Source organism: Micromonospora sp. WMMB482 (genome assembly GCF_019038635.1).
GTDB classification, from domain to species: Bacteria; Actinomycetota; Actinomycetes; order Mycobacteriales; family Micromonosporaceae; genus Micromonospora; species Micromonospora marina.
Genome location: NZ_JAHOPD010000020.1, coordinates 5,630,389 through 5,656,807, shown reverse-complemented (window position 1 = coordinate 5,656,807; position 26,419 = coordinate 5,630,389). Strand labels below are relative to the sequence as shown.

The 26,419-nt window shown below is 72.7% G+C and carries 25 protein-coding genes and 2 riboswitches; of the genes, 14 read left to right on the top strand and 11 right to left on the bottom strand.

All coding sequences use genetic code 11. The features are described from left to right. Nucleotides 1-4 precede the first annotated feature (4 nt). From KSK32_RS27620 to KSK32_RS27580, 9 genes are all read left to right on the top strand, one after another. Complete coding sequence (locus tag KSK32_RS27620; RefSeq protein WP_216933959.1) at nt 5-943, top strand: DUF881 domain-containing protein; 939 nt, start codon at nt 5-7, stop codon at nt 941-943. 54 nt (nt 944-997) lie between these two features. Beyond that, complete coding sequence (gene gcvH / locus KSK32_RS27615; RefSeq protein WP_216933957.1) at nt 998-1,378, top strand: glycine cleavage system protein GcvH; 381 nt, start codon at nt 998-1,000, stop codon at nt 1,376-1,378. 216 nt (nt 1,379-1,594) lie between these two features. Further along, nucleotides 1,595-2,047, top strand: a complete 453-nt coding sequence (locus KSK32_RS27610; protein WP_007071101.1) for an FHA domain-containing protein — start codon at nt 1,595-1,597, stop codon at nt 2,045-2,047. A gap of 50 nt (nt 2,048-2,097) precedes the next feature. Next, the gene (locus KSK32_RS27605) at nt 2,098-2,799 is read left to right on the top strand and encodes a MerR family transcriptional regulator (RefSeq protein WP_216933955.1); all 702 of its coding nucleotides are present in this window, start codon (nt 2,098-2,100) and stop codon (nt 2,797-2,799) included. A gap of 210 nt (nt 2,800-3,009) precedes the next feature. Then, the gene (locus tag KSK32_RS27600; protein WP_036311069.1) at nt 3,010-3,474 is read left to right on the top strand and encodes a bifunctional nuclease family protein; all 465 of its coding nucleotides are present in this window, start codon (nt 3,010-3,012) and stop codon (nt 3,472-3,474) included. Nucleotides 3,475-3,693: 219 nt separating this feature from the next. Then, nucleotides 3,694-4,281, top strand: coding sequence for a MerR family transcriptional regulator (locus KSK32_RS27595; RefSeq protein WP_216933954.1), 588 nt, complete (start codon nt 3,694-3,696; stop codon nt 4,279-4,281). Between the two features lie 435 nt (nt 4,282-4,716). After that, nucleotides 4,717-5,106, top strand: coding sequence for a group 1 truncated hemoglobin (locus KSK32_RS27590; protein ID WP_216933952.1), 390 nt, complete (start codon nt 4,717-4,719; stop codon nt 5,104-5,106). A 2-nt stretch (nt 5,107-5,108) separates the two neighbouring features. After that, nucleotides 5,109-6,275, top strand: a complete 1,167-nt coding sequence (locus KSK32_RS27585) for a globin domain-containing protein (RefSeq protein ID WP_216933944.1) — start codon at nt 5,109-5,111, stop codon at nt 6,273-6,275. Between the two features lie 55 nt (nt 6,276-6,330). Then, nucleotides 6,331-7,011 (top strand): DivIVA domain-containing protein, encoded by a 681-nt coding sequence (locus tag KSK32_RS27580; RefSeq protein WP_216933942.1) that lies wholly within the window; start codon nt 6,331-6,333, stop codon nt 7,009-7,011. A 51-nt stretch (nt 7,012-7,062) separates the two neighbouring features. Here KSK32_RS27580 and KSK32_RS27575 read toward each other — a convergent pair whose 3' ends face one another. Then, entirely contained in the window at nt 7,063-7,719 is a 657-nt protein-coding gene (locus KSK32_RS27575; RefSeq protein ID WP_216933940.1) for an NAD(P)H-binding protein, read from the bottom strand. Nucleotides 7,720-7,873: 154 nt separating this feature from the next. On the opposite strand from KSK32_RS27575, the gene KSK32_RS27570 reads away from it, so the two are divergent. Beyond that, on the top strand, nt 7,874-8,716 hold the full coding sequence (locus tag KSK32_RS27570) for an NAD-dependent protein deacetylase (RefSeq protein ID WP_216933938.1): 843 nt from the start codon (nt 7,874-7,876) through the stop codon (nt 8,714-8,716). A 57-nt stretch (nt 8,717-8,773) separates the two neighbouring features. Next, nucleotides 8,774-8,864, top strand: a riboswitch (glycine riboswitch). Nucleotides 8,865-8,937: 73 nt separating this feature from the next. Then, on the top strand, nt 8,938-11,760 hold the full coding sequence (gcvP, locus tag KSK32_RS27565) for an aminomethyl-transferring glycine dehydrogenase (protein ID WP_216933937.1): 2,823 nt from the start codon (nt 8,938-8,940) through the stop codon (nt 11,758-11,760). A 94-nt stretch (nt 11,761-11,854) separates the two neighbouring features. On the opposite strand, the gene KSK32_RS27560 is transcribed toward gcvP, so the two are convergent. Continuing rightward, nucleotides 11,855-12,055, bottom strand: a complete 201-nt coding sequence (locus tag KSK32_RS27560; protein ID WP_013286363.1) for a DUF5999 family protein — start codon at nt 12,053-12,055, stop codon at nt 11,855-11,857. A gap of 123 nt (nt 12,056-12,178) precedes the next feature. Between KSK32_RS27560 and KSK32_RS27555 the strand changes: the two genes are divergently transcribed. Beyond that, entirely contained in the window at nt 12,179-13,372 is a 1,194-nt protein-coding gene (locus KSK32_RS27555; RefSeq protein ID WP_216933935.1) for a chorismate-binding protein, read from the top strand. A gap of 103 nt (nt 13,373-13,475) precedes the next feature. On the opposite strand, the gene pip is transcribed toward KSK32_RS27555, so the two are convergent. Continuing rightward, on the bottom strand, nt 13,476-14,426 hold the full coding sequence (gene pip / locus KSK32_RS27550; protein WP_216933933.1) for a prolyl aminopeptidase: 951 nt from the start codon (nt 14,424-14,426) through the stop codon (nt 13,476-13,478). A 99-nt stretch (nt 14,427-14,525) separates the two neighbouring features. On the opposite strand from pip, the gene def reads away from it, so the two are divergent. Beyond that, nucleotides 14,526-15,035 (top strand): peptide deformylase, encoded by a 510-nt coding sequence (gene def / locus KSK32_RS27545; protein WP_216933931.1) that lies wholly within the window; start codon nt 14,526-14,528, stop codon nt 15,033-15,035. On the opposite strand, the gene KSK32_RS27540 is transcribed toward def, so the two are convergent. Beyond that, nucleotides 15,015-15,818, bottom strand: a complete 804-nt coding sequence (locus KSK32_RS27540) for a GNAT family N-acetyltransferase (protein ID WP_216933929.1) — start codon at nt 15,816-15,818, stop codon at nt 15,015-15,017. The two genes, def and KSK32_RS27540, sit on opposite strands and share 21 nt — an antisense overlap. After that, complete coding sequence (locus tag KSK32_RS27535) at nt 15,803-16,576, bottom strand: TSUP family transporter (protein WP_216933928.1); 774 nt, start codon at nt 16,574-16,576, stop codon at nt 15,803-15,805. The genes KSK32_RS27540 and KSK32_RS27535 overlap by 16 nt, the downstream gene beginning before the upstream one ends. A 174-nt stretch (nt 16,577-16,750) precedes the next feature. Here KSK32_RS27535 and KSK32_RS27530 point away from each other — a divergent pair, with 174 nt between their 5' ends. After that, the gene (locus KSK32_RS27530) at nt 16,751-17,530 is read left to right on the top strand and encodes an endonuclease/exonuclease/phosphatase family protein (protein ID WP_216933926.1); all 780 of its coding nucleotides are present in this window, start codon (nt 16,751-16,753) and stop codon (nt 17,528-17,530) included. A gap of 3 nt (nt 17,531-17,533) precedes the next feature. Here the strand turns inward: KSK32_RS27530 and KSK32_RS27525 are convergent, their stop codons facing one another. The 6 genes from KSK32_RS27525 to lanKC all read right to left on the bottom strand — a co-directional run bounded on the left by KSK32_RS27525 (nt 17,534) and on the right by lanKC (nt 26,159). Next, nucleotides 17,534-18,400: a bifunctional 5,10-methylenetetrahydrofolate dehydrogenase/5,10-methenyltetrahydrofolate cyclohydrolase gene (locus KSK32_RS27525; RefSeq protein WP_216933924.1), complete on the bottom strand. Its 867-nt coding sequence runs from the start codon at nt 18,398-18,400 to the stop codon at nt 17,534-17,536. A gap of 13 nt (nt 18,401-18,413) precedes the next feature. Continuing rightward, nucleotides 18,414-18,495: riboswitch (ZMP/ZTP riboswitch) on the bottom strand. Then, a complete protein-coding gene (locus KSK32_RS27520) occupies nt 18,493-19,506 on the bottom strand; it encodes a hypothetical protein (protein WP_216933922.1) in 1,014 nt (337 codons plus the stop codon). (Overlaps the previous riboswitch by 3 nt.) Nucleotides 19,507-19,546: 40 nt before the next feature. Beyond that, nucleotides 19,547-20,545 carry a tyrosine-type recombinase/integrase gene (locus KSK32_RS27515; protein WP_216933920.1) on the bottom strand — a complete coding sequence of 333 codons (999 nt, stop codon included), beginning with the start codon at nt 20,543-20,545 and terminating at the stop codon, nt 19,547-19,549. A gap of 481 nt (nt 20,546-21,026) precedes the next feature. Beyond that, on the bottom strand, nt 21,027-21,749 hold the full coding sequence (locus KSK32_RS27510; protein ID WP_216933919.1) for a hypothetical protein: 723 nt from the start codon (nt 21,747-21,749) through the stop codon (nt 21,027-21,029). 145 nt (nt 21,750-21,894) lie between these two features. Further along, nucleotides 21,895-23,157, bottom strand: coding sequence for an MFS transporter (locus KSK32_RS27505; protein ID WP_216933917.1), 1,263 nt, complete (start codon nt 23,155-23,157; stop codon nt 21,895-21,897). Nucleotides 23,158-23,507: 350 nt separating this feature from the next. Further along, nucleotides 23,508-26,159, bottom strand: coding sequence for a class III lanthionine synthetase LanKC (gene lanKC / locus KSK32_RS27500; RefSeq protein ID WP_216933915.1), 2,652 nt, complete (start codon nt 26,157-26,159; stop codon nt 23,508-23,510). Nucleotides 26,160-26,419: the final 260 nt, after the last annotated feature.

Below are 26,419 nucleotides of genomic sequence, written 5' to 3'. Positions count from 1 at the left end.
GGCGATGAGCGAGGAACACAGGGAGACGGGTACCGGGTGGCCGCGGCCGGGGGATCCGGCGCGGCCGTCGGGTCCGGCGGGTGAGCCGGATCCGCGCCCGGACGCGCCGGATCCGGACGAGTTGAGCCCGTTGGCGCCGGTGGAGCCGGTGCCGGACGAGTCGGCGGAGCCCGCGGAGCGGGAGGCGGTGCCGGAGTCCGAGCCGGAGCCGGGCGCGATGGCTGGTGCCGGTGCGCCGTCGGCGGCGCGGCGGTTCTCGTCGGCGGGCGCGATGATCGCGGTGTTGCTGGCGTTGCTGGGTTTCACGCTGGTGGTGCAGTTCAAGACGACGTCGACGGATCCGACGCTCGCGGCGACGCGGGAGGAGGATCTGGTGCGGATCTCGTCGGATCTGGATTCGCGGGAGCGGCGGCTGCGCCAGGAGATCGAGTTGCTGGAGGAGAGCCAGCGGCAGCTGCGGTCGGGTGAGCAGGGCCGGCAGGCGGCGCTGGAGGAGGCGACGCGGCGGGCGGACGAGCTGGGCATTCTGGCGGGTACGTTGCCGGCGGTGGGTCCGGGTCTTGAGGTGCGGTTCTCGGGGCCGGCGAAGGCGGTGTCGTCGACGCGGATCCTGGACGCGGTGCAGGAGCTGCGGGGTGCGGGCGCGGAGGCGATGCAGATCCAGGGCGCGGACGGTACGGCGGCGCGGATCATCGCGTCGACGTTTTTCGTGGACGGGCCCGACGGTGCGCTGGTGGTGGACGGGCGGCGGTTGACGGGTCCGTTCACGATCATGGTGATCGGTGATCCGGCGACGATGCGTACGGCGTTGAACATTCCGGGCGGGGTGGTCGCATCGGTGCGGGACGGCGGCGGTAACGTGACCTCCGAGGATCGTGAGGTTGTGGAGGTTTCGCAGCTGCACGCGCCGATCAAGCTGGACCACGCCCGGCCGGTCTCGTGACCGGTCGCGGCCGCGCCGGTTTCTCCGGTGCACCGATGACGAAGGACGCAGCTGGTGATTCCTGAGGATCTGCGGTACACCGCCGAGCACGAGTGGGTGGTCGGTGGTGACGGTGGTGTCGTCCGCGTCGGTATCACGCACTTCGCGCAGGATGCCCTGGGTGACATCGTGTTCGTGCAGCTGCCGGAGCCCGGTGTGGTGGTGGCGGCGGGTGAGTCGCTGGGTGAGATCGAGTCGACGAAGAGCGTGTCGGAGATCTACGCGCCGTTGAGCGGCACGGTGGCGGCGCGCAACGAGGCGTTGGCCGACACCCCTGAGGTGATCAACACGGATCCGTACGGTGCGGGGTGGTTGGTGGAGATCACTCCGGAGGATCCGGCGGCGGTCGAGGGTCTGCTGACCGCTGATGCGTACCGCGAGCTCACCGAGAGCTGAGTTCGTGCTGTTCCGGGCGGCGGCGCGGTTCCGCGCGTCCGGTTGCCCTGCATTTCGGCGCTGGCTAGGCTCGCCCAGTCGACCGAGAACCAATAGTTTGAGCGTCGCGGAATGCGCCTTCCCGGGCACGGGGAGCCAGCCGCCGGGTGTGGTGTTGCCCGGCGGCCAGACCCGCCATTCCCTGACGCCGACCGAACAGATCCGTGAGGTGGTCCCATGACGCGCCCAGACGACGAGTTCCCCCCGCTCGACGTCACTTCGACGCTCAATCTCGGTTCGCTCGACGAAGTGCTGGAGGGGCCGGACACCGATGTGGTGCCGAGCCGGATGTCCGGCTCGTTGCCGCCGGGTATGGCGTTGCTGGTGGTTCGCCGGGGTCCGAATGCGGGTGCCCGGTTCTTGTTGGACCACGACGTGACGACGAGTGGGCGGCACCCGGACAGTGACATCTTCCTGGACGACGTGACGGTGTCACGCCGGCATGCGGAGTTCCACCGTGACGGTGGGACGTTCACGGTGCGGGATGTGGGCAGCCTGAACGGCACGTACGTGAATCGTGAGCGGGTCGAGGCGGCGACGCTGAGCAACGGTGACGAGGTGCAGATCGGCAAGTTCCGGGTGGTGTTCATCGCCGGTCCGCGCCCGGAGGAGGAGGCCGGCCGGGGGTGAACGAGCCTGCGGCTTCGACGCCGTCCGGGGCGGCGCGGGCGCCTGCGCTGATGAGTATCGGCGAGGTGCTGGCGCAGTTGCGGCCGGAGTTTCCGGACGTCACGATCTCGAAGTTGCGGTTCCTGGAGGCCGAGGGCCTGGTGGAGCCGCAGCGGACGCCGGCGGGTTATCGGAAGTACGGCTGGGACGATGTGGCGCGGTTGCGGTTCGTGTTGACCGCGCAGCGGGATCAGTACCTGCCGTTGCGGGTGATCCGGGAGCAGTTGGCCCAGTGGGACGGGTCTGGTCCGTCGCCGGGGCGGGGGCGGCCGAATCTGGTGGCGGTGGGTCCGGGTGGTGAGGTTCCGGGCCGGGAGCCGGTGGAGTCGGCCGAGTCGTCGGAGGTGCGGCTGGACCGGGCGGGTCTGATCGCTCGGAGTGGTGTGGAGGAGTCGACGCTCGCGGAGTTGGAGCGGCTGGGTGTGCTGGTGCCGGATCCGCCGGGGTGGTACGACGCGGACGCGTTGATCATCGCGAGTGCGGTGGCGGGTCTGGCGGCGTACGGGCTGGAGCCTCGGCATCTGCGGGCGTACCGGTCGTCGGCGGATCGTGAGGTCGGGTTGTTCGCGCAGTTGGTGGCGCCGTTGGCGCGGCAGAGCGATCCGGCGGCGCGGGCCCGGGCGGCGGAGACGGCGCGGGAGTTGGTGGCGTTGTCGCAGCGGTTGCACGCGGCGTTGGTGCGGGTGGGGTTGCGGTCGACGTTGGGCCGGTGAGGTCGGTGCGAGGGGCCGGGTGCGGGTGCGCCCGGCCCCTCGTCGTGGGTGGGCGCGGAAAGATCTGGTCGGTGGAGCGTGTCGTAGGCTTGCCGGGGTATGCCCGTCCGGCGAGGCGTGGTGCACGTAGCGCGTGGGACTCCCGTGTCCTGGTCCGTGTACCGTGCAGGGAAGGGCGCGGTGCAAGGTGACGACGACACGGAGGCGGCGGTGCGCGAGCTGAGCGTGGTCGGAGTTCGGGTGGAGTTGCCCAGCAACCAGCCGATCGTCCTGCTGCGGGAGGTCGAGGGGGACCGCTATCTGCCGATCTGGATCGGCGCGGTCGAGGCGACGGCGATCGCCTACGAGCAGCAGGGGGTCAAGCCGGCTCGGCCGTTGACGCACGATCTTCTGCGGGATGTGCTGACGGCGTTGCAGGCGCCGTTGCGGGCGGTGGAGATCACCGAGTTGAAGGAGAACGTGTTCTACGCGGATCTGCTGCTCGGTGACGGTGTGCGGGTGTCGGCGCGGCCGAGTGACTCCATCGCGTTGGCGTTGCGGGTGGGTGCTCCTATTCGTTGTGCGGAGCAGGTCCTCAGTGAGGCGGGGATCGTGATCCCGGACGAGCAGGAGGACGAGGTGGAGAAGTTCCGGGAGTTCCTGGAGCAGGTGCGTCCGGAGGATTTCGCGGGTTGAGGTGTTCCGGCCGGGTGGCCGGGGTCGGCGCGGCGGTGGGTGTCACGGTGGGTGGCGGCCGGCCGCCGTGTGTGGTTTGTCGCCGGGTGGTGGCGCGGCGTGTCGCGGTGTCTCCTGCGGGTGAAGTCCGGGGGGCGGCGTTAGGGTTGCCGTGTCGAGGGGTGCGCGCGTACGGGGAGTCGACGCGGCACCGCCACGGGCGCGGGGAGGTTGGTCCGGATGCACGAGCCGCGGGATCCTGGTCCGGGTGCGGAGCAGCAGGCGGGTGTTGGGGCCGTTCCGGCCGGTGACGGCGAGGTCGGCTACCGGGGTGTGACCGCGTGTTCTGCGGTGGGGATCAGTTACCGGCAGTTGGACTACTGGGCGCGTACGGCGCTGGTGGTGCCGAGTGTGCGCGACGCGTCGGGTTCGGGGACGTCGCGGTTGTACTCGTTCCGCGACCTGGTGGTGTTGAAGGTCGTGAAGCGGCTGCTGGACGCCGGGGTGTCGTTGCAGAACATCCGGAAGGCGATCGAGGCGTTGCGGTCGCGTGGGGTGGACGATCTGGCGGGCATCACGTTGATCTCCGACGGGACGACTGTGTACGAGTGCCGGTCGCCGGAGGAGGTGGTCGACCTGTTGCAGGGCGGCCAGGGGGTGTTCGGCATCGCGATCGGTGGCGCGTTCAAGGAGATCCAGGGTTCGTTGTCGCATCTGCCGGCGGAGCCGGTGGGTGGGCAGGAGCCGGCCGTTCCGGCGGTGGAGCCGGAGGTGGAGTCGGTGGGTGACGAGCTGGCGGCGCGCCGGGCCCGGCGCCGGGCCGGGTGACCTGCGTCGCGTCTCGTTGACGGGATCGCGCCGCGCCCGAAAAAGGTGCGGCGCGATTCGTGTTTTGGTGACGGGGTGTGGTCCTCGCCCGCGGGCTGAGGCGATCGGACGGTGTGGACCGGGCCGGGTGGAAGTCGGCGCAGGTCACCGCAGGTGTGCATGCGGTGTCCGAAAAGGACGGTACGTGGTGTGCGTTGACGGCTTGTGCGCGCGCGGCTGCGGTGCGTCCACCGGCTCGGGGCGTGTTGCTGACTGTCCGTGATCGACGGTTCTCGGGATCGGCACAGGGTGGGCGTGAAGTGTCGTTGCGGGCGCGCTATGGTCCGTTCCGGTCGTCGGCGTGTCGGCGTCACGGCGGAACGCTGTGTGACGCCGCGCCGGACGGCGAGCCCCTGCCGCGGCGTTGCCCGCGGGCCCCTGGTGGAAGGACCGAGCATGACGGTGACGAGCGAGACCACCCCCATCTCGCACTACGAGCGCATCGGCGGCGCGGCCGCGGTGAAGGCCGCGGTGGAGCTGTTCTACGACAAGGTGCTGGCCGACCCGGATCTGGCCGGCTACTTCGCCGGCGTGGACATGGTGGAGCAGCGGCGGCACCTGGCGCTGATGCTGGCGGTGGTGCTGGGTGGCCCGAACGAGTACGCGGGCCGTGGGCTGGCCGAGGCGCACCAGCCGCTGAACATCAGCGGGGAGCACTACGCGAAGGTCGGCGAGCACCTGACCGCGACGCTCGTCGAGCTGGGCGTGCCCGCGGACGTGATCGCCGACGTGCAGGTCGTGCTCGGGCAGGTGCGGGAGCAGGTCGTGTCGGCGGGGGACGCCTGAGCGTGGACGTCGCACGGCTCAAGCAGAGCTGGTCCCTGGTCGCCGCGCACGGCGACCAGGTGCCGCTCTACTTCTATTCGACGCTGTTCCTGGCGCATCCGGAGACCCGGCAGATGTTCCCCACGAACATGGCCGGGCAGCGGGACCGCCTGGTGGCCGCGCTGGGGCACGTGGTGTCCCACGTCGATCAGGTGGACCGGCTGGTCGGGTTCCTGCGGGATCTCGGCGCGGACCACCGCAAGTTCGCGGTACGCGTCGAGCACTACCCGGCGGTCGGTGAGGCGCTGCTGGCGACGTTGCGGCATTTCTGCGGTGAGGCGTGGACCGAGGAGCTGGCCGCCGACTGGGCCGCGGCGTACGGGCTCGTCGCGCAGGTGATGATCGAGGGCGCGCAGGCCGCGGAGTCGCAGTCGCCGCCGTGGTGGGTGGCGGAGGTGCTGACGCACGAGCAGCGCACGTTCGACGTGGCGGTGCTGACCGTGCGCCCGCAGTATCTGCTGCCGTTCGCGCCCGGCCAGTCGATCGGGGTGTCGCATCCGGCGGTGCGGTCGTGGCGGTACTACTCGCCGGCGAACGCGCCGCGGCCGGACGGCACGGTGGAGCTGCACGTGCGGGCCGCGCCGGGTGGCGTGGTGTCGTCGCGTCTGGTGTACGGGTGCGCGGCCGGTGACCAGATCCATCTGGCGTCGCCGGTGGGGGACCGGTTGACGTTGTGGCAGGCCGGGTCGTCGGATCTGCTGCTGCTGGCCGGTGGGACCGGCTGGGCGCCGGTGAAGGCGCTCGTGGAGCAGGTCGCGGCGGAGGGTTCGGGCCGGCGGGTGGACCTGTACGTGGGGGCCCGTTCGCGGACGGAGTTCTACGACAGCGAGGCGATCGACAAGTTGGCGGCGACGCATCCGTGGCTGCGGGTGTCGTACGTGGCCGGTGCGGATCCGGCCCGGCCGGGCGAGTCGGTGCGCATCGCCGACCGGGTGCTGGGCGACGGGGACTGGCGGTCGCGGCACGTGTACGTGTGCGGCTCGGATGAGATGGTGGGTCATTCCGTGGCGGCGTTGACCGGTGCCGGGTACCAGCCGGGCCAGGTGCATCACGAGGGTTACGGCAAGCACTGGTACGGCCCGGCGTGGCGGACGATGACGGGGCCTGACGAGTCGGAGGTGGGCCGGTGAGCGCGAGGAGTGAGCCGGTGTTGCGAGCCCCGCAGTCGCGAACGGAGGTGGGCCGGTGAGCGCGGGTCCGATCAGCAGTTACGACGGGCAGCAGGTGTCCGGTCCGGTGCAGGTGCGGTTGACCTCGGACCGCGTGCGGCGGTGGGAGTTCGGGTCGGCGGCGTTCACCCGGCGTGGCTACGACCAGACCGATGTGGACCGGTTCCGGTTGCAGGTGGCCGACGAGCTGGATCTGCTGGCGGCGCAGGTGGCGAACCTGCGGGCGGAGAACGAGCGGCTCAACGACCATTTGGAGCTGCACCGGCACGGGGTGATCCCGAGCACCGAGGCGGCGGTGGCGCCGGCGGCGAAGCAGGTCAACCTGTTGTCGGCGGCGCAGCGGGAGGCCGAGCAAATCATCGCGCAGGCCCACGACTACGCCCGCCGGGTCGCCGAGTACGCCCGTACGCAGTACGAGAGTTACATGCGGGCGGCGGCGGAGGAGGCGAAGCGGGAGGCCGAGCGGGCGGTGGCGGAGTACCGCAGCGCGGCCGGGAGCGGCTTCGACGACTCGGTGGCGACGCGTGAGGCGTTGCGGATCTTCGGTGAGATGATGATCTCGCACATGCAGGCGGCGGCCCGGCACCTCGACGACGGCAGTGAGCAGTTGTCGCGCACGATGGAGCGGATCGCCCGGGAGTTGCCGCAGGGCGGCGGGGGCGCACCGCAGCCGGCGTTGTCGCGGCACCAGCGTTGAGCGGCGTCCCGGCCCGCGCATGATCGCGGGCCGGGACGTGCCGGGCGCATGTCAGGCGGCGACGGCCGTGATCGCGTCGGCGATGGGTGTGTCTCCGCCGACCAGTTCCAGGGTGTGCCCGGCGGTGTCCGGGGCGTACAGCAGGGCGAGCAGCACCCGGGCCACGTCGGCGCGGCTGATCGCGCCGGGTTCGACGTGCCGGGCCAGGGTGATCCGGCCGGCGGGTTCGTCGTCGGTGAGGCGGCCGGGCCGCAGCACCGTCACGTCGAGGTCCCGGCCGGTGACGTCGTCCTCGGCGGCCTTCTTGGCGCGCAGGTACGCCGCCCACACGTCGTCGGTGCCGTCGGCGGGCGCGGTGTCCACGCCCATGGAGGAGACCAGCAGGTAGCGGCGTACCCCGGCTTGGACGGCGGCGTCGGCGAGCAGCACGGCGGCGCCCCGGTCGACGGTGTCCTTGCGGGCGGCGCCGCTGCCGGGTCCGGCGCCGGCGGCGAACACGACCGCGTCGGCGCCGGCGAGGTGGGCGGCGAGGGTGTCGACGTCGGTGTGTTCCAGGTCGCAAACGACCGGTTCGGCGCCGGCGGCGCGCAGCGCGGCTTCGTGGCCGGGGTTGCGGATCAGCCCGAGCGCGGTGTCTCCGCGTCCGGCCAGTTCCCGCTCCAGCAGTTTGGCGATCTTCCCGTGCCCTCCGGCGATGACGACGCGCATGGGCTCAACCTAGCCCGCCACGGCGGCCCTCGCCGGGTGACCGGCCTCGCCGATCATGAGGTTGGCGGTACGACACGCCGGGCCTGCGCACCGCCAACCTCATGATCAACCGGGTGAGGGGGCGGGGAGGGGCGCGGCGAGGGACGATGGACGGGTGAGTGAGGCGTTCGAGGAGTTGACGCGGCTGGTGGCCGCCGGGGACGTGGTGGTGCTCAGCGGCGCGGGCCTGTCCACCGAGTCGGGCATCCCGGACTACCGGGGGCCCAGCGGCGCGGCGCGCCGGCACACCCCGATGACGTACCAGGAGTTCACCCGGGATCCGCTGGCCCGGCGACGGTACTGGGCACGCAGCCACCTGGGCTGGCGCACCATCGCCCGGGCGGCGCCCAACGACGGGCACCGGGCGGTGGCCCGGCTGCAGGACGCCGGGCTGCTCGGCGGGATCATCACCCAGAACGTCGACGGGCTGCACACCGCCGCCGGCGCGACCGGGGTGATCGAGCTGCACGGCCGCCTCGACGAGGTGACGTGCCTGGACTGCGGCAACGCCACCGGCCGCGACGAACTGCACCGGCGGCTGTCCGAGGCGAACCCGGGCTTCGACGCGCGGGTGGCCCGCGTCAACCCCGACGGCGACGTGGACCTGCCCGACGAGGCGGTGACCGGGTTCCGCACCGTCGACTGCGGCCTCTGCGGCACCGGCATGCTGAAACCGGACGTGGTGTTCTTCGGCGAGACGGTCCCCGCCCCGCGGGTCGCCGACTGTTTCGCGCTGGTCGAGCGAGCCCGGGCGCTGCTGGTGCTCGGGTCGTCGTTGACTGTGATGTCGGGGCGGCGGTTCGTGCTGCGCGCGGCCCGCCACGGCATCCCGGTGGCGATCGTCAACCAGGGCGTCACCCGCGGCGACGGGTACGCGGCGGTGCGCCTGGACGCGCCGCTGGGCGCCACCCTGTGCGCGCTCGCCGACCGGGTGGCGGCGGCGCCGGCGCCGGTGTGATCAACCCCCGGGACATGAGCCGGAAACACGCCCGCTGGTAGCGTGGGAGGTGCCGGTACCACCCACGTGGGAGAGACCGTCGACCCGACGGCGCCGAAGGGGCAGATTCTCCCCGGAACCTCTCAGGCAAAAGGACCACGTGGGCAGGCGCTGTGGAGCGCGTCAGCGCGACTCAGGGGGAGGCCGACCCGTCGACCTCGCCCCACCAAGGAGCGCAGCGCATGACCGCAGAGCAGTTCGCCGACCGGCACATCGGCCCCGGCCGCGACGACGAACGCCGGATGCTGGGCACAGTCGGTTACGGCTCCGTCGACGAGCTGATGGACGCCGCGATCCCCGAGGTCATCCGCTGGCACGGCACCCTGGACCTGCCTGCCCCGGCCAGCGAGCGGGAGGCCATCGCCGAGCTGCGCGCCCTCGCGTCACGTAACACCGTGGCCGTGTCCATGATCGGCCTGGGTTACCACGGCACGCACACACCGGCGGTGATCCGCCGCAACGTGCTGGAGAACCCGGCCTGGTACACCGCGTACACGCCGTACCAGCCGGAGATCAGCCAGGGCCGGCTGGAGGCCCTGCTGAACTTCCAGACCATGGTCACCGACCTGACCGGGTTGGCCACGGCGAACGCCTCGATGCTCGACGAGGGCACCGCCGCGGCCGAGGCGATGACACTGGCCCGCCGCGCGTCCAAGAGCAAGAGCCCGGTGTACGTGGTCGACGCCGACGCGCTGCCGCAGACCGTCGCGGTGATCGCGAGCCGCGCCGAGCCGCTCGGCATCGAGGTGCGCGTCCTCGACGTCGAGCGCGACGAGCTGCCGGCGGAGTTCTTCGGCCTACACCTGCAGTACCCGGGCGCATCCGGCGCGGTCCGCGACCACCGGGCCCTGGTCGAGGCGGCGCACGGCGTGGGCGCGCTGGTGACCGTGGCGGCGGATCTGTTGGCGTTGACGCTGCTGCGCCCGCCCGGCGAGATCGGCGCCGACATCGCCGCCGGCACCACCCAGCGGTTCGGCGTACCGATGGGCTTCGGCGGGCCGCACGCCGGTTACCTGGCGGTGCGTTCGGGCCTGGAGCGGATGCTGCCGGGCCGCCTCGTAGGGGTGTCCCGCGACGCGGACGGCAACCCGGCGTACCGGCTGGCGTTGCAGACCCGCGAGCAGCACATCCGCCGGGAGAAGGCCACCAGCAACATCTGCACCGCCCAGGTGCTCCTCGCCGTGATGGCCGGCATGTACGCCGTCTACCACGGCCCCGACGGGCTGCGCGCCATCGCCCGGCGTACCCATGAGGCGGCGGCGCGGCTCGCGGCCGGGCTGCGCGCCGGGGGCGTGCGGGTCGCCGACGCCGCGTTCTTCGACACCGTCACCGCGATCGTGCCGGGCCGGGCCGCCGAGGTGGTGGCCGCCGCGGCGGCGCGCAACGTGAACCTGCGGCTGGTCGACGCCGACCGGGTCGGTGTGTCCTGCGACGAGACCACCACCCCGGCGCATCTGGCGGCGGTGTGGGCGGCGTTCGGCGTCGACGGGTTCGACGGCGACACCGGCGCGGGCCTGCCCGGCGGGCTGGCCCGCACGTCGGAGTTCCTCACCCACCCGGTGTTCCACAGCCACCACTCGGAGACGGCGATGCTGCGCTACCTGCGCCGCCTGGCCGACTTCGACTACGCGCTGGACCGGGGCATGATCCCGCTGGGGTCGTGCACGATGAAGCTCAACGCCACCACCGAGATGGAACCGGTCACCTGGCCGGAGTTCGCGCACCTGCACCCGTTCGCGCCGGACGAGCAGACCGTCGGGTACCGGGAGCTGATCGCGCAGCTGGAGGGCTGGCTGGCCGAGGTCACCGGCTACGACGCGGTCAGCGTGCAGCCCAACGCCGGTTCCCAGGGTGAGCTGGCCGGGCTGCTGGCGATCCGCGGCTACCACCGGGAGCGCGGCGAGGGCCACCGCGACGTGTGCCTGATCCCGTCGTCGGCGCACGGCACGAACGCCGCGTCGGCGGTGATGGCCGGCATGCGGGTGGTGGTGGTCGGCTGCGACGCCGACGGCAACGTCGACCTGGTCGACCTCGATGCGAAGATCGACAAGCACCGGGACGTGCTCGCCGCGATCATGGTGACGTACCCGTCGACGCACGGCGTGTACGAGACCGGCATCGCCCAGTTGTGCGCGAAGGTCCACGACGCGGGCGGTCAGGTGTACGTCGACGGCGCGAACCTCAACGCGCTGGTCGGGTTCGCCAAGCCGGGCCGGTTCGGCGCGGACGTGTCGCACCTGAACCTGCACAAGACGTTCTGCATTCCGCACGGCGGCGGCGGCCCGGGTGTGGGCCCGGTGGCGGTGCGCTCGCACCTGGCGCCGTTCCTGCCCGGTGACCCGCTGGGCGCGCGCGCCGAGGGACGGCCGGCGATCTCGGCGGCGAACCACGGGTCGGCGGGGATCCTGCCGATCCCGTGGGCGTACCTGCAGATGATGGGCGCCGACGGGCTGGCCCGCGCCACCGGCGTGGCGGTCCTGGCCGCGAACTACGTGGCGGCGCGGCTGCGGGGCCACTTCCCGGTGCTGTACGCCGGCAACAAGGGCCTGGTCGCGCACGAGTGCATCCTGGACCTGCGTCCGCTGACCAAGGCCACCGGCGTCAGCGTCGACGACGTGGCGAAGCGGCTGATCGACTACGGCTTCCACGCGCCGACGATGTCGTTCCCGGTGGCCGGGACACTGATGGTGGAGCCGACCGAGAGCGAGGACCTGGCCGAGCTGGACCGCTTCTGCGACGCGATGATCGCGATCCGGGCGGAGATCGACAAGGTCGGCTCGGGGGAGTGGCCGGCGGGGGACAACCCGCTGTCCAACGCGCCGCACACCGCGGTCATGGTGTCCGCCGACGAGTGGCCGCACCCGTACCCGCGGTCGGTGGGCGCCTACCCGGCGGGGGTGGACCGGGCGGGCCGGTACTGGCCTCCGGTGCGGCGCGTCGACGGCGCGTACGGCGACCGGAACCTGGTCTGCTCGTGCCCCGCGCCGGAGGCGTTCGAGGACTGAGCGGCTGACGCCGGGGCGGTGGGCTCTCGCCGCCCCGGCCGGCGCGCGCGCAGGTCATGACCGGCGCGTACGCTCACTGACGCTGCGTGATCGCTCAGGCGACGAGGGCGTGGCGGGCCGGACCCCGGTGCGGGGCGATGGTGCGCCCGTCGGGGAGCAGCTCACCGGTGTCCTCGAAGACGATGACACCGTTGCAGAGCAGGCTCCAGCCCTGCTCAGGGAAGCAGGCAAGGACGCGGGCGGCCTCGCGGTCGGTCGCGTCGGCGGAGGGGCAGGTGGGCTGGTGCTGACACATCGGGTTCTCCGGACTGTGGGGGCACTGTGTCATGGTTCACATGACCAGTGACGCACAGTACCAAGGAAAACTGAGCGGCATCGAGCAAGGATGCGTCATGTTCACCCAGAATGGGCTGAACGGATGACCCGTAACCGCCCGGACGTCGTGGAAGCGCTCCCACTGGTGGAGGTCGATACACCCGGTGCCCCGCCCGGATGCCGCCGCCGGCTCGTCGAGACCGCCCGGCTGCACTGGTCGATCGGCGACGGCGGCGACCCCGCCGACCTGGCACAACGCTTCCTCGCCGCGCACGGCATCACCCGCGACGACCTGGCCCGCCCCGGCCGCCACGACCCCGGCACCGCCGTGTGCGGCGCCGCGCTGTATTTGTCCGCCGCCGCCGGCGCGTACACCCTCGGCGTGTCACCCGGCGCGCCGAACCCCGCCCCGGCGCTGCCCGACCTGGCCGTGGTCGTCTACCACCACACCGACCGCCCGGCGGCGCCCCGGCCGGCGACGGCCGCCCCGTGGCGGCTCGGCAACTGGCGGGACAGCTGGACCCCGGCCGCGCACGCCACCGCCGTCGCCGCGGTCCGCGACGCCATCGCCCGCGGCGACGTCTACCAGGTCAACGTCGTCGGCCACGCCACCGCCGGCTACAGCGGCGACCCGCGCCCCGCGCTGGCCCGCCTCGCCGCGCTACCCGGCGCCCGCTACGGCGGCACCCTGCACGGCCCCGGCTGGGCACTCGGCTGCGCCTCCCCGGAGACCCTCATCGCCGTCGAGCACGGCCGGCTGGTCACCCGCCCGATCAAGGGCACCCGCCCCGCCACCCCCGCCGGACACCGCGACCTGCTCGCCTCTGCGAAGGAACGCGCCGAACACGTCATGATCGTCGACCTGGAACGCAACGACCTGGCCCGCGTCGCCCGCACCGGCTCGGTGCGCGTCGACGAGCTGTTCGCCGTACGCCGCTGGTGTGACCTGTGGCAGGCCGAGTCCACCGTCTCCGCGGCGCCCGCCGACGGCCTCGGCCTGGCCGACCTGCTACGCGCCGTCTGCCCCGGCGGGTCGGTCACCGGCGCGCCCAAACACGCCGCCCTGGCCCACATCGCCGCCCTGGAGCCGGTCGGCCGCGGCGCGAGCATGGGCGCGCTCGGCTGGATCGGACCCGACCGCCTCGACCTGGGCCTGACCATCCGCACCGCCGCCACCGACGGCGACCTGCTGCACCTGTGGGCCGGAGGAGGCATCACCTGGGACAGCGACCCGGCCGCCGAGGTCGCCGAAGCCGCCGCCAAGGCCGCCCCGATCCGCGCCCTGCTCGCCGGCTGACAAAGCGGCCCGGCGACCCGGCCTCCCGCGGCGGCTCAGGCCCCGGCGGGCCGTGTGCGGCGGCTCCGGCTTCCGCGGGCCGGTGGCGGCCGCGCGCGGCGACTCAGCCTGCGGCGGCGAACGCGTCCAGGGCGGCGACCACCCGCTCGCCGATGCCGTGCCCGCCGCCGTGACCGCCGGACTCCACGATCTCCAGCCGCGCGTCCGGCCAGTCCCGGGTCAGCAGCCACGCGATGTCCGGCGGGCCGCTGACGTCCAGCCGCCCCTGCACCAGCACACCCGGAATGCCCGCCAGACGGCCCGCGTCGCGCAGCAGCTGACCGCCGGGCAGGAAACCCCGGTTGGCGAAGTAGTGGGTCACCAGCCGGGCGAACCCGTACCGGAACACCGGATCGGCGAACCGCGGATCCGGCGCGTACCCGCCCGCGAGCGACACGTGCACGTCCTCCCAGTCGCACCAGTCCCGCGCCGCCCGGTCCCGCACCGCCGGGTCCGGGTCGTTCACCAGCCGGGCGTACGCGGCCGACAGGTCACCGTCCCGGTCGGCCTCGGGCACCCCGTCCCGGAACCGCGCCCACTCCTGCGGGAACACCCGGCCCATGTCCCGGGTCACCCACTCGATCTCCCGGCTGGTGTTGGCGACCACGCTGAACAGCACCAGCGCGCTGACCCGCCGCGGGTGCCGCTGCGCGTACGCCAGCGCCAGCGACGACCCCCACGACGCGCCGCACAGCAGCCACCCGTCGATCCCCAGATGCGCGCGCAGCGCCTCCATGTCAGCCAGCAGATGCCCGGTGGTGTTCACCGACAGGTCGGTGGACGGATCCGACGCCGGGGGAGTGCTGCGCCCGCAGCCACGCTGGTCGAACAACACGATCCGGTACGCGGCCGGGTCGAACAGCCGCCGCCACGACGCGCCCGCACCCGAACCGGGCCCGCCGTGCACCACCAGCGCCGGACGCCCGTCCGGACTGCCGCACGTCTCCCAGTACACGCGCTGCCCGTCGCCGGCGTCCAACATCCCGTGCGCGTACGGCTCGATCGGCGGATACATGCGGCGGCCTCCCTGCGACGGTGTCCGCACACCCTACGAGCGTCGCCGCCCCGGCGGGTGCCCACCCACGAACGGTAAGCAACGGATAGCCTTCCGGACATGACTATGCGCCCCATCCGGATCATCGGCGACCCCGTGCTGCGCACCCCCAGCGAACCCGTCACCAGCTTCGACGCCGAACTGCGCGCCCTCGTCACCGACCTGATGGACACGCTGCTCGGCGCACCCGGCCGCGCCGGCGTCGCCGCACCCCAGATCGGCGTCAACACCCAGGTGTTCGTCTACGACGCCGACGGCCACCGCGGCCACATGGTCAACCCCACCCTGGAGCTGTCCGACGAACTCCAGGACGACGAGGAGGGCTGCCTGTCCATCCCCGGCCTGTACTTCCCGACCCCGCGCGCGCTGCACGCCACCGCCCACGGCTACGACCAGCACGGCGAACCCCTCACCGTCACCGGCAGCGGCTTCCTCGCCCGCGCCCTGCAACACGAGAGCGACCACCTGCGCGGACGCCTCTACGTCGACACCCTGCGCGGCGACACCCGCCGACGGGCCCTGCGCGAGATCCGCGCCGGCCGGTTCGACTCACCCAGCCGCGGCCGCTGACGTCAACGCGCACTCGGTGAACCCGGCCACCCGGGAGAACCCCAGCCGCTCGTACAACCGCACCGCCGCCGCGTTGTCCGCCCGCACGTTCAACGTCACATGATCCACCGACGTACGCAGCCGGGCGCACAACGCCGCCACCACACCCGCACCCAGCCCACGACCCCGCACGTCCGGATGCGTCGTCACGTTCCCCAGAGCCGCCACCCGCCACCGCGGCGAGAACACGTGCACCCCCGCCACCGCCACCAGCCGGCCACGCTCCCGCACCCCCACGTACTGGCCCGTCTCCAGCATCCGCGCGTCGAACCAGTTCCCCGGATACGCCACCGCGTACAACCCGGAAAGCTCCGCCGCGTCCGCCGGCCCCAACGGCTCACCCACCGCCCGCACCGCCGCCAACCGGCCCGGATCCGTCAACGCCATCCGATGATGCTCCGCCGCCTCCGACACCACGAACCAGCGGCCCAGCGCCTCCTCCAGCCCGGGGGACAGGTGCGCCCACATCCGCACCGGCAACACCGGCGCCGCCTCCACCAGCAACCCCGCCAGCTCCGCCACCCGATCCGGCGCCGCGAACGCCAGCAACGTCGGCAACTCCACCCCGTGATACAGCAACACCACCTGGTCGCCACGCCGGAACCACGACGTGTACGGCCAGAAGAAATCGTCCAGATCACCCAACTGGTACGCGTGCAACACCGGATCCCGGCCCAGCAGACCCGCCAGCACCGCCCGGTCGTGCTCCGCCCGCACCGCCACCGCGATCAGCCCGCCATCCACTGGTCGTAACCCAACCGGGCCACCAGCGCCAGCACCACCACCAGCAGCACCACCCGCACGAACCCGGCACCACGCCGCAACGCCATCCGCGCACCCACCGCCGCGCCCGCCACATTGCACACCGCCATCGCCGCCCCCAACGCCCACCACACGTGCCCGGTCAACCCGAACACCACCAGCGCACCCAGATTCGTGCCCGCGTTCACGACCTTCGCCATCGCCGACGCGTGCACGAAATCCGAACCCAGAATCGCCGTGAACGCCAACACCAGGAACGTGCCCGTACCCGGCCCGATCAACCCGTCGTACAGGGCGATACCCAGACCGGCCACCGCCACCGCCACCACCACCCGCGCCGGAGTCCGCCGCTGCGGCGACGCCACCACACCCAGCGACGGCCGCGCCAGCACGAACACCGCCACCGCCACCAGCACCACCAGCACCACCGGCCGGTACGCGCTGCCCGGCACCGCACCCGCCAACGCCGCACCCAACCCCGCCGTCAGCACCGCCAACCCCGCCGCCGGACCCGCCACCGCCCAGTCCAGCTTCGTCCGCCGCGCATACGTCACCGCCGCCGTCGACGTCCCGAAGATCGCCGCCAGCTTGTTCGTGCCCAACGCCGTCGCCACCGGCACACCCGGCGCCGCCACCAGCAACGCCGGCAACAACAACAGACCACCCCCACCCACCACCGCGTCCACCCACCCGGCCAGCAGGGCAGCGGTCAGCAACGTCGTCAACGACAGGGCATCCACCGCCGCATTCTGCCCACGCCGCCACCAGCGACGAGACCCCCTGTGGCCAGCCTCACCGCCCCCGGCGACGCCGCAACCACACCCCGGCCGACCCCACCGCCACGAACACCAGCATCGAACAGCACAACAGTCTCAGCACCCGGCAAGACTCCCACGACGACGTAGGGTGTCCAGGTGCGCCTGGCCACCTTCAACCTGCTGCACGGCCGATCCCTCACCGACGGGCTCGTCGACCCCGACCGGCTCGCCGCCGCCGTCACCGACCTCGACGCCGACATACTCGCCCTCCAGGAAGTCGACCGAGACCAGACCCGCAGCGGCAAACTCGACCTCACCGCAGTGGCCGCCCGCGCCCTGCACGCCGACCACCACCGCTTCGCCGCCGCCGTCGTCGGCACCCCCGGCGAACAGTTCCGCCCCCTCACCCACGACGACGACGGCCACGGCGAACCCCTCTACGGCATCGGCCTGATCAGCCGCCACCCCGTCCGCTCCTGGCAGGTCACCCGCCTGCGCGCCGCCCCCGTCCGCTCACCCATCTACGCACCAGGCCCCGGCGGCGGACTCGTCCTGCTCCGCGACGAACCCCGCGTCGTGCTCGCCGCCGTCCTCGACACCCCCCACGGCCCCCTCACCGTCGCCGCCACCCACCTGTCCTTCGTCCCCGGCTGGAACATCTGGCAACTACGCCGCGTCGTCCGCGTCCTGCGCACCCTGCCCGCACCCCGGATCCTGCTCGGCGACCTCAACCTGCCCGCCGGACCCGCCGCCGCCCTCACCCGCTGGCAGCCCCTCGCGCGGCGCCCCACCTACCCGGCCGGGCAACCCCGCGTCCAACTCGACCACATCCTCGCCGACCACCACGCGCTCGACCGGCTGCCACCCGTCACCGCCGTACGCACGCCACTGGCCACCATCTCCGACCACCGGCCCCTCGTCGTCGACCTCGGCTGACCCTCAACCCAGACCACTCTGCCGCCGCGCCGCCTGCACCGCGTTGCGGAACAACATCGCCACCGTCGTCGGACCCACCCCGCCCACACGCGGCGTTATCGCACCCGCCACCTCCGCGCACGACTCGTCCACGTCCGGCAGCAACCGCCGCCCCTCGTACCGGACCCCACCACCGACCACCACCGCGCCCGGACGCACATGCTCCGGCCGCACGATCCCCGGCACCCCCGCCGCCGCCACCAGGATCTCCGCCCGCCGCGTGTACCGCGGCCAGTCCGCCACCCCCGTGTGCACCACTGTCACCGCCGCATTCGCCGTCGGCCGCTTCTGCGCCAGCAACATCGCAAGCGGCCGCCCCAACGTCGCACCCCGGCCCAGGATCACCACCTCCCGGCCCGCCACCGGCACACCGTGGAACGCCAGCAACGCCTCGATCCCCGCCGGCGTACACGGCAACGGACCCGGCAACCCCAACGCCAACCGGCCCATGTTCACCGGATGCATCCCGTCCACGTCCTTGTCCGGATCCAGCTCCGCCAACGCCCGGTCGTAGTCCAGGTGACCCGGAATCGGATACTGCACCAGCACCCCGTGCACCGACTTGTCCGCGTTGACATCCGCCAGCACCGCATGCAGATCAGCCTGCGACGCCGACGCCGGCAGATGCACGTGCGGCGACACGAACCCCAGCTCCGCCGCCTGGCGTTGCTTGATCCGGATATAACCCGCGCTCGCGTCGTCGTCACCCACCAGCACCGTCGCCAGCGCCGGCGTCACCCCCGCCGCACGCAGCTCCGCCACCGACGCGGCGACCTCCGACAACACCCGCTCCGCCACCGGCGCACCCGGCAACAACCGTGCAGAAGACATACGACACCTCGCCCGCGGAGGCCCAGGCGGTCGACCCCCACGACGAGCTCCCCGATGGTTCACCCATCCCCGTGCCGCCAGTCGCGTTCCCCTCAGCCTGCCACAGCCTCCGCCGCCACCGCATCCACCACCGCCTGCCACCCCGGCAACGCCGCCAGCAAACCGTCCGCCCGCCGCCGCCGATCCGCCGACGACGCCACACCCAGATCCGCCAGCACCGCCCCGAACGCCCGCTCCCGCTCCGGCGCCACCGCGCCCGACACCACATGACACCGCGCGTACGTCACCAGCACCCAGAACATCGCCTCCCGATGCCGGCCCGCCGCGATCAGCTCGGCCGCACCGTCGAACACCACCGGACGCCCCGCAGCGCTCAGGTCCGCCCCGAACGCGAACTCCTCCCGCGGCAGCCGCGACACCTCGTCGAACACCACCGCCAACCCGGCCAGATGCGCCCGCACCCGCTCCACGTCCACGCCGCCGCCGTCGAGCGTGTCCAGCAACCCCGCGTACCGATCCGCCAACCCGAACCGCGCCAACACCCGCTCCGCCCGCACGTACCGCCGCCGCACCGTCGGATCCGCCAACCCCGCCACCGCCGGCCACACCGCCAGCAACGACGTCGGAAACACCCACGCCAGCACCTGCTCCGCCACCGGCGCCGAACCGCCGACCGCCCGCAACCCGTCCTCGATCCGCCGCCGCACCCCCGCACACCGCGCGGCCACGCACACCGGATCCGCGAACCCCGCCGCCACCCGCTCCCGCACCGCGGCCAGCTTCCCCGACGGATCCGCGATCACCCCATCGGTACGGAACATCGGCGCGAACACCCACGACCCCAGCACCTCCTCCGGGCCGCCCAACTCCTCCCACGTCACAGTGCTGACCTCCAGCAGCACCCCCCGATGCACGAACTTGCCCACCTTCGCGCCGGGCTCCCGGCGCACCAGCAACACGTCCACGTCCGACCACACCGGCAGCACCGCGTCGTCCGGCAACCCCACAGTCGACCCGCTGAACAACGCCCCCTCGATCGACGGATCGACGCGCATCCGCTCCCGCACCCACCCGACCGCCACCGCCCGCGCCGCACCAACTCGCATCCCGCCGATCCTGCCAGCAGGTCGGACCGCCGCGCGCCCGTCATCGCGGCGGCGTCAACCCCGACAACGCCCGGTTGGTGCGGTTCGCCGCCACCGCCGCCCGCTGCTGACCCGCCGTCACCTCGATGTACGTCTGCGACGACGCCAACGACGCGTGCCCCAGCAACCGCATGATCTCCGCCGCGCTCGCCCCGTCCTCCGCCAGCCGCGTCGCGAACGTGTGCCGCAACGCGTGCAACCGCGCGCCCCGCGGCACCCGGTCACCGATGCCCGCCCGCCGGTAACACGACTCCACCAGGTACTGCAGCCCACCCCGGCGCAACGCCTCACCCTGACGGTCCACCAGCAACGGCGAGTCCGGCCGCACGCTGCGCGACCCGAACCGGTGCCGCCGGCTGTCCAGGTAACCGGCCAGCACCCGGTCCACGGCGTCCTCGATCGGCACCGTACGCGGCCGCCCACCCTTACCCGCCACGTCCACCCGCCGCTCGCCGGCGCGCCCGGCCACCGACGAAACCCGCAGCGCCAGCAGCTCCGACAGCCGCAACCCCGCGCACAACGCCAGCACCAGCACCGCCAGATCGCGCTCCGGCCACGGATCCCGCTGCCGGCCCTCCGCCCGGGCCACCGCCGCCAGCAACTCCTCCGGGGTGTCCTCGCCCCGCAGTGGCTTGGGCCGGGGGAGCGGCGTACGAGGTCGCCCCACCGCCGGCATCGGATTTCCCGGTACGACACCCTCGGCCACCAGGAACGTGAAGAAGCTGTTCCACGTCGACCAGGCACGGTGGACCGACGCGACGGCACGGGGAGCGGCGAATTTCGCGAACGCCCCGCGCATCACCCGGGGGGAGAGGGCGCTGACCGCCAGCCGGTCGAGGGGGAGGGGAGTGGCGTCTCCATCCGCGGCCACCAGCTCGGCCACGCTGACCAGGTCTCTCCGGTACGCGGCCAGGGTGTGCGGGGAGGGCTTACGGGTGGCCCGGGCGGTCAGGAACTCCTCGATCAGCGAGCCAACAGTTTCGCCCGATTTGTCATGCATAAGCCATATTATGCATGATTCTCGCGTTCCCGCCAGGAAGCCATTCCAGGGGGAGCGCAGTCGCGCTCAAATGATGATCAACGCCAGTTCGCCGATGTGGCGGTGATCCGGCGATTCGATGCAGCCACATCGGCGAACTGGCGACCGGTCACGGCCGCCGACGATCGATCGGCTCGGGGAGGGCAGGCGGAGAGGGCCGATGCCTCTCCGTTCCGGCGATCATGAGGTTGACCGGGAGTGCTGTCCACTTTGTCGCCGCCAACCTCATGATCGCCGGATGGGGCTGCGCGATTGGTGCCCGCCGTCAAGCGCTGGCGACCTCACGCGCCGGGGTACGGCCTGCCGCGCGGTGAGCGACCGGTGGAACTCCCGGCACTCCAGCGTTAGGCGGTCAGCGGGTGCCCCGGGGAGGCTCCGCCCGAGCGCGACTTGACATAATGTACATTATCGAATCGCCGTGATCGGGGTGCTCACGTAGGCTTTACGCCTCGTCCTCCGCGCCGAGCGCGTCCGACATCGCCTTCAGGACGTTGTCCATCCGTGGCTGGCCACTGACGGCCGGCTCCTCGGACAGTCGTGTGAGCGCCGCGTCGACCTCGGCCTTGAGCGCCTGCCGCTGCGACGCGTCGCCCGAGTCGAGCGCCTCCTGGACTCGCAGTGTCACGTCGGACAACCAGCCCAGCGCATCCAGGTCCGGCAGTGCACCCGGCCGTTGCGGCGCTCGCTGCCGGGCGTCGGTGAAGCGGCTTCCTCCGAAGTGGGCCAGAGCGGCCGCCACCTCGCCGGGCGGCTGTTGCACCTGGTCGAGGTTGAGCAGCACCAAGGCCGGCCGGCCGTCGGCCGGGTCGCGGCCGGTGAGTCGACGATCGATCGTCGAGGCGGTGGCCGGCACCAGCAACACCGATGCGGCTTTCTGCTTCCGGCCGCCCGACGGTAGCGGCTGGTCGAGGACGACAGCCTCGATCTCGGCCCACGCCACCATCCGGTTGAGCCCGGCGACCCGCAGGTCCAGCCCGTCGGCGCCGATGCGGAACCGGAACGGCCTGAACTGGTAGGCGACGAACACGCCGGCCGCCAGCAGCCAGAGACCGACAAGGGCCCACCTGACGGTTGACGAGGGCGTGAGGTAGAGCATGGGAGCCACGCCGATGACGAAGATCGCGAGGCCGCTCGACAGCGTCTGCCGGTTTCTGCGCAGCTCCATGGCGGCATCTCGTCCCTTGTGTCCTGTCACGGGAAGGCTCTCCATGGTGGCACGGACGAGGCGCTCTCGCGATCATCCGAACGTCCCGGTGCGGTCATGAGGAGGGGGGCCGTTGACCGAGGCCTCTCCCCCTGCACCGGCCAGCTCAGACCGGCTGCGGGTCGCGGTGTCCGGCCTCGCCCGCCTCCACGTCCTCGATGGACCGCAGGTCCGGCATGGCACGCACAGCGGGCGCGAGCGCGGCGACGACGGCGAGCGCCAGCATGACGGCGGCGAAGCTGCCGAACACCACCGGGGCCGGCACCCGGTCGATCAGCAGGCCGGACAACGCCGGGCCGAACGGCGCCACGACCAGCGCGATGAAGCTGGTGGCGGCGTTCGCCCTCCCCTGGAGGTCGCCGGGCGTCAGCAGCGTCTGCAGGGTCAGCATGCTGATGTTCGCAGCCGGTACGACCAGGACGCAGGCGCCGGCCAGCGCGCCCAGGACCAGTCCGTCGTCGGTGGTGGCCATGGCGGCGGTCAGCACGCCGCAGGCCCAGATGACCGCGAGGATCAGCCAGCGGGTGGGTACCCGGGCGGTCAGCCAGGACGCCACGAGTGACCCGGCGACGGCGCCGAGCCCGACGCACGCCATGACGGTTCCGGCGGACAGGCCGGAGGCGCCGTTGCGGACCGGCACCACGATGATCGCCAGCAGCACACCGGCGAACGCGAAGTTCAGGACGGCGCCGCTGAGCAGCGTGAACCGCAGTGCGGGGTGCCGCCACAGGAACCGGACGCCGGCGACCGCCTGCCGGGGCAGAGACTCCCCCGGCTTGGTCAGGGACCGGCCGAGCGGGCCGCGCAGGAGGGCCACGGCGACCAGGGAGACGGCGTACGAGATCGCGTCGACGAGGAACGGCAGCGCTGGGGCGAGGCCGAACAGGAGGCCGCCGAGCGGCGGGCCGGCCAGGTGGACGACGCCGTTGCGGGTCTCGTTGAACACGGTGGCCGTACGCAGGTCGCGGGCCGGGACGACGGCGCGGGTGGCCGCCGCGGCTGCGGGTTGCAGCGCGGCGCCGAGGCCGGCGGTGGCGGCGGCGAGGAGCGCGATCAGCAGGACGGGCGCGTCTCCGAGGAGGGCGAGCACGGTGACGCCGGTGACGGCGAGGAGTGCGCCGCTGTCGCAGCAGAGCATGAGGAGGCGCCGGTCGCGCCGGTCGGCGAGCAGGCCGGCGGGCAGGAGTACGAGGACGAGGGCCATGCCTTCGGCGAAGGCGACGAGGCCGGCGTCGGTGGCGGAGCCGGTCGTCATCAGGACGAGCAGCGGTGTGGCGACGGCGGTGACCTGGGTGCCGAGTTTCGAGGCGGTCCGGGCGACGGTGATCAGGAGGAAGTCGCGGTTGTGTCGCAGGCCGGTGGGCGGCATGGGGGCTCCGTGGGCGTGGTGACGGGCGGGAGGTCGGCTCCACCGGGTGGGTTGACGACGGACCCGGGCGGGCGGGGGGCCGCCCGCCCGGGTCGCCAGGCGGATCAGGTGTGGCCGGGGCCGGTGGCCCTGTCGCCACTGCCGTCTCAGCCGTTGCAGCAGGCGATGCTGATGCTGCTGGACTGCGGCGGGATCGCGTGGCGGGTGCCGTTCTGCGTGGCCATGGCCTGCAGGTTGAGGAGCTTCGTCATGGGGGGTTCACCTCCTTCGTGGGTGTGGTGGTCGGGCCTCCGGTGTCGTCCGGAGGGGCCGTCGGTGGGTTCCGACGGGGTCTGTGGGTGCCGGCTGGTTCAGCTCGCGGCGAGGAGGCGGTCGGTGGTCGCGACGTGGGTGGGCGCGTCGAGGAAGGGCAGTGTGACTCCGGTGTGGTGCAGCGCGGCGTGCATGGCGGAGAGGATTCCGGCGCCGCCGGCGGCGAGGTCGGTGGAGATGCGCAGCAGGGTGTCGCCGGGGAACGCGAGCCGGTCGTCGAGGGCGTACGCGTGCCAGGCGAGCCGGGTCAGGTGCGCCGGGGGGCGGCGGGACGCGTCGTCGCGGACGAGGCTGACGGGTCGGTGCGGGGTGGCGGGCGGCCGGTCCGGTGGTGGGTCGTCGGCGAGGAGGGCGGCGGTGGCGAGCAGTCCGGCGCGGCCGTGGAAGAGGCCGGGCAGGAGGACGAACTCGACGTCGACGGTGCGGCGGACGGTGGTGACGATGTCGCGCAGCCAGGGACGTTCGCCGTGCCGGAGCAGTGTGTGTGCGGCGACGGCGATGCCGGCGCTGCCTTCGTCGAGGTAGAACAGTCGTCGTGCGCCGTCGCGTACGTGGAGGTTGCCGTTGTCGTCGCGGACGGTGTGTTCGAGGTCGCGGCGGACGGCGGTGCGGGCGGCACGCAGCCAGGCCGGGTCGCCGGTGGCTTCGTGGAGCCGGGTGAGGAAGACTGCGGGGCCGGACCAGCCGCGGAGCAGGCCGGGGCGTGCGGGTTCGGGTACGGGGTGTTTGGTGTCGCCGGTGAGGGTGCGGGTGAGCCGGTCTCCGATGCGCAGGGCGTCGTCGGGGACGGGCCGGCCGGTGCGGAGCAGGGCGAGTCCGATGCCGGCGAGGCCGCTGTGCAGGCCGGGGCCGTACCGGTCGTGGCGGCCGGTGTGACATCGGTCGAGTAGTTCTGCGGCGTCGTCGTGGCGTCCCGTGCGGTCCAGCAGTGCGGCGATGCCGGCTAGGCCGTCGTAGAGGCCGAGGTGCGTGGCGGGAAGGCGTCGTGCGGCGCGGACGAGCCAGTCGAGGTGTTCGTCGCGTTCGGGGTAGTCGGTGCCGGTGTTGACCAGTGCCCAGATGACGCCGGCGGCGCCGTGCGCGAGGGTGGCGCCGCCGTGCGGGAACTGCCCGGGGTCGCCGGGGAAGAGCCGGTCGGTGCGGTGTGGTGTGGCGGTGGCGCGGATTCCGGCGGCGAGTGATTCGAGCAGCGGGGTGTGGTCGGCGGTCTGGCCGGTGGGCCACGCGAATCGGGTGACGCGGCTGCGGCCGGGTGCCGTGCTGCCGGCGCCGTCGGTGGCGGGCGTGGCGTGTGCGGTGTGCAGGTCGTCCCGGATGCGGTCGAGGTAGCCGGCCGGGAGGGGGAACCGTCGGGCGGCGGTGGTGAGGTCGTGGAACTTCTCGTCGGTCAGCGCGGTGAGCTGGGTGATCGGTACGAAGACGGCGAGCCGGAGGCAGGCCAGGGCGTACCTGTCGACGGCCGGGCCGCGGCGTATCCGCGGGGTGGCGAAGCCGGGGTCGCCGAGTGACGGGGTGAAGTCCTCGTCGAGCAGGTACGCCTGTTCGAAGTCGACGAGGACGATCCGTCCGTCGGGTCGGATCATGATGTTGGCGGTGTGCAGGTCGCCGAAGACCACTCCCCTGGCGTGTACCTGGGACAGTGCTGTCTCGACGCGGTCGATGACGTCGAGCGCCCACGTGGTGTAGTCGGCGAGTTCCTGGTCGGTGGGGTCGGGGTGGATCAGGGGGTGCCGCATGGCCAGGTGGTGTTGGAGGGTGTCCCCCTCGACGAACTCCTCGACCAGGAATTCGTGTTCCCACCAGGTGAGGCGGTCGAGCAGTCGTGGTACGCAGTCGAGGCCGGCGAGTCGGCGCAGCATGTCCTCCTCGCGGCGCAGGCGGGTGAGTGCGTCTGTTCCTGCTCCGTCGAGCCCGGCGAGCGGCCGGGCCTCGCGGAGGACGACGGTGTGGCCGTCGCGCAGGTCGGTGGCGCGGTAGACGCCGCCGGCGTTGGAGTGGTGCAGGGCTTCGTCGATCCGGTACGGCGGGTCGTCGTCGGTCTGCGCGTCCAGCGCCGCGATGTGTTCGGCGACGAAGTCGGGTACGGGGGCCCAGTCGGGCACGGTGAAGACGGGTTCGCGCCGGTCGGGGACGAGGACTCCGTCGGGGCGTGCGACCGCGGGGACGGGCTCGTCGCCGTCGACGCACCAGAGTTCGGCGAATCCGCCGTAGCGCAGGTAGAGCGGGCCGTCGTGCCAGCGCAGGTCGCTGAGGACGTACGGGCCGCGGTAGCCGGCGAGCCGGGTGCCGAGGTCGTCGAGGATGCGGCGCAGGGCGGTGTCGTCGGCCGGGTACAGGGCGGCGAGTTTGCCGCTGCCGGCCCGGTGGGCGTACTTCTCGTTGTTGACCAGGGCGAGGCGCCGGCTGCGCTGGAACTTGAAGGCGACCCGGTGGCGTACGCAGTGGTCGCGGACCAGGTCGAGGACGTCGGCGGCGTCGTCGAGGCGCACTGACACGTGCACCTTCCAGCCCTGCTGCGGCAGCTGCGCCTGGGTGGGGTGCCACATGACCCAGCCGCCGTGTTCGGCGACGCGCCATCCGTCGGGCGGGGTCTGGCCGGCCAGCGGGAACCGGTTCGCCGTGTCGGCGACGTATGCCGGTGAGTCGACGTGGACCGGGTCGGCGATCAGGAAGGCTCCGGGCGTGGGCATGGCAAACCTCGTGGCCGTGGCGGATGGGTGGGGTGTCCGGGGCGTTCGGTGTGTCGCTGCCGTCGTCCGGACTGGTTCCATCGTGGTCGTCGCCGGCTGGTCCTGGCGTCCGGCTGTGGGGCGAGGTTCGGTGTCCGCCCCGGTCCGGTGCGGGGCGGCGGGGGTCCGTCTGGAAGGTGACACCGGATGTCACCCGGTACGGGGACGTCCGGCGGACCGGTGTCGGCCAGAATTCGTCGCGTACGCGGGCTGGTCGCCCG